Here is an 8720-nt window from a genome sequence, read left to right on the forward strand (position 1 = left end):
GGGGCAATAGCGTTTGTTATTTCTAGGTCATTTCTATGTTGCCCGGTCATAGCATGACCCGAACGGCAAGCCCGATGGAGGCTGCATCGATCGACCGCCAAATGCCAGGAAAGAGGTCCCATGAGCACACAAATGCTGATCTATGAAAACGCGTTTCCTGTGTCGGCACGGCGTCACGCCCAATGGTCCGTCGAGCCTTCAGGCGACTACGCTTTCAGCGCCAAGGTGAACTCCGTTCCGCTCATGGCGGTGGAGTTTCCGCCGGCAGCCAGCGAATACGCCATCGTCTTTGCCGGCAACGACCAGGGCATCATGCCCGTGGTCATCCTGGGCATGCGCGGCAACCAGAACGTCTACCTGAATTCCGCCGGCAACTGGGATGCAAAGTACATCCCGGCCTTCATCCGCCGCTACCCGTTCATCTTCTCCAGCGACGAACAGGGAAAAACCCTCACGCTGTGCATCGACGAGGGCTACAAAGGCTGCAATCAGGACGACCGCGGACAGCGACTGTTCGATGAAGCGGGCAAGGCCACCCCTTACGTGGACAACGTGCTGAAGTTTCTGCAGAACTACCAGGCTCAGTTTCAGCGCACGCAGGCCTTCTGCCAGAAGCTCAAGGATTTGGACCTGTTTGAAGCCATGCAGGCGTCCATCCATCTGCCTGGCGGGGAAAAACTGGCGCTCACGGGGTTCATGGCGGTGGACCGCAAGAAGCTCAAAGCGCTCTCAGGCGACAAGCTCAGCGAGCTGGTGCAGACCGACGAGCTGGAGCTGATCTACCTGCACCTGGAGTCCATCCGAAATTTCGCGGGCATGCGCGAGCGCCTGACCGTGATTGCCGGAGGCAAGGAAGACGAGACCCCACCGGCAAAAGCACCCCAGCAGGCCGCCGCCTGACCGACTGACATCCTTCCCCGCCTCCAGCGCGGGGCGTTGGGGTCGGTGACCGCCGACCCTGCCCATCCAGGCCAGCCATGTCGAGCACCGCCTCCATTCATTCGCTGGTCCAGAGCGATCCGGCACGGGCCGAATCGGTGGCATGGGCCCAGTTCACGGCGCCCGCGACCGTCACGGAGTTCCACGCCAGCTGGCTGAGCATCCTGTGTGCCCAGATGGCGCAGGCCCGCGGCGCCCTGCTGCTGCTGCGCGACGAAGCCGACAGCAGCGCGGGCGGCAGCTATGTGGCGGCGGCGGTCTGGCCGGACGCCAGCCATCCGATGCAGTACCTTGCTCCGGCAGCCACGCGCGCACTGCAGGAGCGCCGTGGCGTGCTGGTGGGCGCCGATGGCACCGAGCCGCCCGGGCGCGATCAGCCGGTGCACATGGCCTACCCGATCGACATCGACGGTGAGCTGCACGGTGCCGTGGTGGTGCACCTTGCCCCGGGTGCCGAGGCCGAGCTGCAACGGGACCTGCGCCTGGCGCACTGGGGCACGGCGTGGCTGGTGGACCAGTTCCGCCAGCGCCACCATGCGCTTGAGCTGGAACACATGCAGCGCCTGGGCCTGCTGGCCGAGGCCCTGGCCACCGCGGTGCAGGATCCGGGACTCGGTGTGTCTTGCGTGGCGACGGTCAACGATCTGGCCCAGCGTCTGGGCTGCGAGCGCGTGAGCGTGGGCCTGGACAACGACGGCGAGATCCGGGTGCAGGCGCTCTCCAACACGGCCACCTTCGATGCCCGCAGCAACCTGGTGCGCCTGCTGTCCGATGCGATGGACGAAGTGCTCGACCTGGACACCGCACTGGTCCACCCACCCCCTGATGGCGATGAACTCGGTGCGCTGGCCCATGCCGAACTCGCGCGCGAAACGGGGTCGACCGCCATCTGCTCGGTGCCGCTGGTCGACCAGGGCCTGGCCATCGGCGTGTTGAGCTTTGAACGTGCCCAGCCCTTCGCCCCCGCGACGCTCGAAACCTGCAAGGCACTGGGGCTGGCGCTCGGACCCGTGCTGGCGCTCAAGCAGGCCAATGAGCGCAGCCAGTGGCGGCGCACCGCCGACCACCTGCGCCACGCGGGTGTGGTGATGTTCGGCCCGGGCCACCCGGGCGCCAAGCTGATCGGTCTGGTGGTGGTGGGCCTGCTGCTGGTCTTGGGTCTGTTCAACGCAGACCACCGCGTCTCGGCCCGCACCGTGGTCGAAGGCGCGGTGCAACGCGCTGCCGTGGCCCCGTTCAACGGCTACGTGATCGAAAGCCTGGTGCGCGCGGGCGACACGGTGCGCCAAGGCCAGGTGCTTGCCCGACTGGACGATCGCGACCTGCAACTGGAGCAGGCCCGCTGGGCCGCCGAGCTGCAGCAACTGCAAGGCAAGCAGCGCCAGGCGATGGCCGCCCAGGATCGCACCAGCATGATGCTGGCGGGTGCCCAGATCGAACAGGCCCAGGCCCAGCTTTCGCTGGTGGAGTCGCGCCTGGCGCGCGCCAGCCTGCAGGCCCCGTTCGATGGCGTGGTGGTGACAGGCGATCTGCACCAGCTGCTGGGCACGCCGGTCGACCAGGGCAAGGTCCTGTTCGAGATCGCGCCACTGGACGCCTACCGCGTGATCCTGCAGGTGGACGAGCGAGACATCTCGCACCTGCAACCCGGACAAACCGGTGAGCTGGCGCTTTCGGGCCTGCCCGGCCAGACGTTGGCCTTCTCGGTCAAGCAGATCACGCCGGTGACCACCGCCGAGGATGGCCGCAACCACTTCCGGGTCGAGGCCCAGGTTCATCAGGCCTCCGAGCGGCTGCGCCCGGGCATGGAGGGCGTGGGCAAGGTGCGGGTGGGCGAGCGCCGCCTGCTCTGGATCTGGACCCACCGCTTCGTGGACTGGCTGCGCCTGGCGTTCTGGAACTGGCTGCCATGAGCGGCGGACCGGTCACCAGCAGTTCGTGGCACCGGGTGTCGGCGCTGCGGCCACGCCTGCGCACACAGGCCAGGCTGTACCGCCACCGCTACCGTGGCGAGGTCTGGTACCTGTTGCAGGACCCGGCCACCGGGCGCGTGCACCGCTTCACGCCGGCCGCCCGGCTGCTGATCGCGGCCATGAACGGCGAGCGCACCGTGGACGAGTTGTGGGCGATCGCCAACCGCCACCTGGGCGACGACGCACCCACGCAGGACGAGGTCATCCAGCTGCTGGGGCAGCTGCACGGCACCGACCTCCTGCAGACCGACGTGACCCCCGACACCGCCGAGTTGTTCGAGCGTGGCGAACGCGAGGTGAGCACCAGGCGCCGCCGCTCGTGGACCAATCCCATGGCATTGCGCCTGCCGCTGTGGGATCCGGAGACCTTTCTCAACCGCACCCAGTGGCTGGCGCGCCGTGTCTGGTGCCGCTGGGGTGCACTGCTGTGGATGGTGGTGGTGTTGCCAGCGCTGCTGATGGTGCCGGCCCACTGGGGCGAACTCACCGAAAACCTGAGCGACCGTGTGCTGGCCGTGGACAACCTGCTGCTGCTGTGGCTGGTGTTCCCGGCACTCAAGGCCTTGCACGAACTCGGCCACGCCTACGCCACCAAGGCCGGCGGAGGCGAGGTGCACGACATGGGCCTGATGTTCCTGGTGCTGATGCCCGTGCCTTATGTGGAGGCCTCGGCCGCCACCGTCTTCCGCGACAAGACCCAGCGCGCGGTCGTGGGTGCGGCTGGCATGTTGGTGGAACTGTTCGTGGCCGCGCTGGCCTTCTACCTCTGGCTCATGGCCGAGCCCGGCCTGGTGCGCGCGCTGCTGTTCAACGTGATGCTGGTGGCCGGCATGTCCACGGTGATCTTCAACGGCAACCCGCTGCTGCGCTACGACGCCTACTACATCCTCGTGGACCTCATCGAGATGCCCAATCTGGCGCAGCGCTCGCTGAAGTACTGGAGCTACCTGCTGGAACGCCACCTCTTGGGCGTGACAGATGGCGACTCACCCGCGCACACGACGGCTGAGCGGCTCTGGTTCCTGTTTTACGGCTTCGCGTCCACCCTCTACCGCCTCTTCGTCACAGTGGCCATTGCCCTCTTCGTGGCCACACAGTTCTTCTTCATCGGCGTGCTGCTGGCGCTGTGGGCGGTGGCGACGATGGCGCTGTTGCCCGTGTTCAAGGGCCTGCGCCACCTGTTCACCAGCGGGCGGCTGGCGCGCCAGCGGGCGCGCAGCATCGCCCTGGTGGGTGGTGCGCTGGCCACGCTGCTGGTGCTGGTGCTGGTGGTCCCCATGCCCTTTCGCACACAGGCCGAAGGTGTGGTGTGGCTGCCCGACGAATCGCTGGTGCGCGCCGGTCGCAACGGTTTTGTGACGGCGGTGCTCGCCGCGCCCGGCAGCACCGTGCAGCCCGGTGACGCGCTGGTGCGGCTGGAGGACCCGGCACTTCAGGCCGAACTGCAGCGGCTGCAGGCGCGGGTCGAAGAACTGGACATCGAGCTGGCCTCTCTCATGTTCAGCGAGCCGGCCGAAGCCGACATCGTGCGGCAGAAGCGGCAGTCCGAACAGACCGGACTTCGACTGGCACGCGAACATGCCGGGCGCCTGGTGGCGCTGGCCGGTGCGCCCGGCGTTTTTCAATTGCCCCAGAGCGGTGATCTGCCGGGGCGCTACCTGCGCCAGGGCGAGGTGCTGGGTTATGTGATCGACCCGGCCCGGGTGCAACAGACCACCCTGGCCCGCGTGGTGATCACCCAGGCCGAGATCGACGTGGTGCGCCTGAGCACCGACCGGGTGCAGGTCCGCCTCTCGGACCACCTCGCCCAGATCATCGAGGGGCGCGTGGTGCGCGAGGTGCCGGCGGGTGAATCGTTGTTGCCCAGCCGCGCACTGGCCGTCAGCGGCGGCGGGCGCATCGCCACCGATCCGCAGGACCCGCGGGGCACGAAGACGCTGGAGCGCCTGTTCCAGTTCGACGTGGAGATACCCAGCGGGTCGGCGGCCACGTTGTTCGGTCAACGCGTGCATGTGCGTTTCGAACACCAGCGCGAACCGCTGGGCATGCAGTGGTACCGCAGCATCCGCCGCGTGTTCCTCACACAGTTCCAGGTGTAGGGCGATGTCTCGCGCCCTGAACCACCCCGATCTGGTGCTGCGCCCTTTTGCCGAGCGCAGCCAGGAGGAGACCGGCTGGACCGACCGGTTGGCCCGGATGCTGTTCTCGGCCACGCTGCGGCCCTGGCAGCAGCGCGCCTTGCGGGCACGCCGGCGCTACCAGCCGCTGCTGGAGGTGGTGCGCGATCACAACCCCGGGGTGGCGAGCCTGGACGACGCGGCCCTGCGCGCACGCATCGACCGCTTGCGCCCGGGCTTGCGGCGCGAGGGCTTCACCCCTGAGCGCACCGGTGAGGCCTTTGCGCTGCTGCGCGAGGCCAGCGGGCGTGTGCTGGGTCGGCGCCATTTCGACACGCAGCTCATGGGGGCCTGGGGCCTGCTGCACGGCCGCCTGGTCGAAATGGCCACCGGCGAAGGCAAGACACTGACCGCTGCGCTGGCCGCGGCCACGGCGGCACTGTCCGGACGGCCGGTGCACGTCATCACGGTGAACGACTACCTGGCCGAACGCGATGCGCAAGAGCTGGGCCCGTTCTACCGGTTCGTCGGGCTGGATGCGGGCGCGGTGGTGCAGGGGCTGCCCACCGCCGAGCGGGCCAGCGCATATGCCCGGCCCATCACCTACTGCACCAACAAGGAGATCGCGTTTGACTACCTGCGCGACCGCGTGGAACTCGGGGTGCGCCAGAGCCCGCTGCACCTCTCGCTGGAGCGCCTGGGTGGCGCGCGCGCTGGCACCGGACTGGTCCTTCGCGGCCTGCACTTTGCCATCGTCGACGAGGCCGACAGCGTCTTCATCGACGAGGCCCGCACCCCCTTGATCCTCTCGGCCACCGCGCCTGGAGAGGCGCTGGCCGAAAACTGCAAGCAAGCCCTGGCGCTGGCGCAAGAGCTGCAGCCCGGCACCGACTGTGTGATCGAACAGGCGGCCCACCGCGTCGTGCTCACCGACCAGGGCATGGACCGGGTGGACGCGTACGCGCAGGACCTGCCCGGCATCTGGACCTCGGCCCGCGGGCGCGAGGAGCTGGTGTGCCAGGCCTTGAGCGCACTGCACTTTTTCCGCCGCGACGAACACTACGTGGTGGCCGAAGGCAAGGTCCAGATCGTCGACGAGTCCACCGGCCGCATCCTGCCCGACCGCAGCTGGGAGCGCGGCCTGCACCAGCTGATCGAGACCAAGGAAGGGGTGAATCTCACCGACGAGCGCCGCACGCTCGCCCGCATCACCTACCAAGGGCTGTTCCGCCGCTACCTCGTGCTCGGCGGCATGACGGGCACGGCGAAGGAGGTGGCGGGCGAGCTCAACGCGGTCTATGGGCTCTCGGTGGTTCCGATCCCGCTGAACAAGCCGTCACGGCGGGTGATGGCCCCCGCGCGCGTGTTCCTCACCACCGCCGAAAAATGGCAGGCGGTGGCCGCTGAGGTGCAGCACATCGCGCAGGTCGGTGGCCGACCCGTTCTGATCGGCACACGCTCGGTCAAGGCGTCCGAAGAAATCAGTGCGGTGCTGCACGAGCGAGGCCTGCCACACGCCCTCCTCAACGCCAAGCAGGACACGATCGAGGCCGAGGTGATCGCCCAGGCGGGTCACGCGGGGCGCATCACGGTGGCGACCAACATGGCGGGCCGGGGCACCGACATCCTGCTCGATGATGACGTGATCCAGCGTGGCGGGCTGCATGTGGTGCTGACCGAGTACCACGAGTCGCGGCGCGTCGACCGCCAGCTGTTTGGCCGCTGCGCCCGCCAGGGCGACCCGGGCAGCTGCTCGACCCTGGTGTCCCTGGAGGACGAAATCTTCACCCTGCATGTCCCCTGGCCCACGCGGCTGGCACGGGCCAGGCTCGCCGCCGGAAGCGCCCTCCCCCCCACCCTCGTCCAGGTCCTGCGCCGGCTCGCGCAGGCACGCGCCCAGCGCCTGCAGGCCCAGGTTCGGGTGCAGACCCTCAAGCAAGACCAGCAACTCGACCAGCTGCTGTCATTTTCCGGGAGACAACCATGACCCCCCGCCCTCGCCTGCTGACCGCCGCCTGCCTGCTGGCCCTGCCATTGCAAGGCACCGCCGCCAGCTTCGACTGTCTGCTGGAGCCGTCGCAAACGGTGGAGATCCGCAGCGCCGTGGAGGGTCTGATCCACCGCATCCATGTCCAGCGCGGCGACGACGTGAAGGCCGGTCAGGCCGTGGTGGAACTGGATACCGCGCTGGAGCGCTCGGCCCTGGCGGTGGCACGCTTTCGCGCCACCGCCGAAGGGCGCCTCGTCGCGTCGAAGAACCGCATGGATTACGCCCAGCGCAAGACCAAGCGTTCTGACGAACTGCACGGGGGCAACTTCTTGTCGGCCCAGGCACGTGACGAGGCCGAGACCGAGCGCAAGCTGGCCGAGGCCGAACACAAAGAAGCCCTGGAGAACCAGGAACTGGCGCGTCTGGAACTGAAGCGTTCGATGGACCTGCTGAACCAGAAGACCCTGCGCAGCCCGTTCAACGGCGTGGTGGTCGAGCGCATGCTCAACCCTGGCGACCTGGCCGAGGCGGGCAACGGACGCAAGCCCATCCTGAAGCTGGCCCGCATGGACCCGCTGCACGTGGAAGTGGTGCTGCCACTGGCCACCTTTGGCAAACTCAAGCAGGGCACCAGCGCGCGGGTGAAGACCGAAGCCGGGCAGGCATACGACGCCAAGGTCAAGGTGGTGGACCGCGTCTTCGACGCAGCCAGCGGCACCTACGGCGTGCAACTGGAGCTGCCCAATCCGAATGGCAAGATCCCGGCCGGCCTGCGCTGCCAGGTGGACTTCCCCGGCATCGCAAACCTGGCAACGGCTCAGCGCCCCTAGGTCCCGAGATCAGGACTTCGGCCCGGACATGCTCGCCGCCAGCGGCTGGCGTTCCGCGTACAGGCTCATGAACTCGACACCCCGCCGGTCGAAGCCGCCCGACACATGGCCCAGGCGGGCATCGCCCAAGCGGGCCAGTGACGCAGCCAGCGCCTGCGCATCAATGCCAAGGCCCTCCCCCGCGGCCTGCAGATGCCCGATCGCATCCGGCATGCGCAGTTCGGTCCGGTAGAAGTTCAGGTCGAACGAGCGGCGCTGGTTGCCCTCTTCGCCGGCCTCCAGGTAGATCAACGGCAAGGCTGGCCAGCGCCTCGCACACGCCTTGACGAGCTGCCGCGCAGCGGCGTAGCCCGGCAGGGCACGGTCGCCACCGTACAGGGCCTTCAGCCGGTCCAGGATGTCCTCGTGCGTGAGCAGGGGGTGGCAGGTGTAATGCGCACGCTCCACACGTTGCGCAGGCCCCTCCTCCCACTTCAGGCCGAGGTGCATCTCGCGGGGTTCCCGCGATCCACTGGCACGCACGGCCACGCGCACTTCATCCCAGAATTCGAGGTACACCTTCCACAGGGTGCGCGGGCCCCGGTCCTCGACCGCAAAGCCCAACGCGTTCGAACGTGCGAATGCCCCCTGCAGACCTTCCGCGTGCCCGGGGGGCAGTCCGAGTTCCTGCACCAGTGCCAGAAAACCGGCCCAGGGCATGTCCACCGCATGCACCCCCACCAGCAGCCGCCCCGCCACCAGACCGTCGCTCGTCGAGAACTTCAGCGAGTCCTCGATGCCGTGCGCGATGCCGCGCTGCGCAATGGCTTGCAGCAGACGGTCACAGCCGCGGGCTGTTGCGGCGTCGGTCGCCGTCATGGTCGGGACGCCT

General features: G+C 68.2%; 6 protein-coding genes. 5 read left to right on the plus strand and 1 reads right to left on the minus strand.

Annotation, left to right across the window (positions count from 1 at the left end):
• The first annotated feature begins 120 nt into the window (after positions 1-120).
• From RMP09_RS02135 to RMP09_RS02155, 5 genes are all read left to right on the plus strand, one after another.
• The gene (locus RMP09_RS02135; protein WP_310564359.1) at positions 121-900 is read left to right on the plus strand and encodes a SapC family protein; all 780 of its coding nucleotides are present in this window, start codon (positions 121-123) and stop codon (positions 898-900) included.
• Between the two features lie 77 nt (positions 901-977).
• Complete coding sequence (locus RMP09_RS02140; protein WP_310564360.1) at positions 978-2852, plus strand: efflux RND transporter periplasmic adaptor subunit; 1875 nt, start codon at positions 978-980, stop codon at positions 2850-2852.
• Positions 2849-5011 carry a biotin/lipoyl-binding protein gene (locus RMP09_RS02145; RefSeq protein WP_310564361.1) on the plus strand — a complete coding sequence of 721 codons (2163 nt, stop codon included), beginning with the start codon at positions 2849-2851 and terminating at the stop codon, positions 5009-5011. The genes RMP09_RS02140 and RMP09_RS02145 overlap by 4 nt, the downstream gene beginning before the upstream one ends.
• Before the next feature lie 4 nt (positions 5012-5015).
• Positions 5016-7016: a preprotein translocase subunit SecA gene (locus RMP09_RS02150; RefSeq protein WP_310564362.1), complete on the plus strand. Its 2001-nt coding sequence runs from the start codon at positions 5016-5018 to the stop codon at positions 7014-7016.
• Complete coding sequence (locus tag RMP09_RS02155) at positions 7013-7849, plus strand: efflux RND transporter periplasmic adaptor subunit (RefSeq protein WP_310564363.1); 837 nt, start codon at positions 7013-7015, stop codon at positions 7847-7849. Before RMP09_RS02150 ends, RMP09_RS02155 begins: the two co-directional genes overlap by 4 nt.
• A 9-nt stretch (positions 7850-7858) precedes the next feature.
• Here RMP09_RS02155 and RMP09_RS02160 read toward each other — a convergent pair whose 3' ends face one another.
• Complete coding sequence (locus RMP09_RS02160; RefSeq protein ID WP_310564364.1) at positions 7859-8707, minus strand: hypothetical protein; 849 nt, start codon at positions 8705-8707, stop codon at positions 7859-7861.
• Positions 8708-8720: the final 13 nt, after the last annotated feature.

The sequence above is a fragment of the Hydrogenophaga sp. genome, from assembly GCF_031426985.1.
GTDB lineage: Bacteria > Pseudomonadota > Gammaproteobacteria > Burkholderiales > Burkholderiaceae_C > Hydrogenophaga.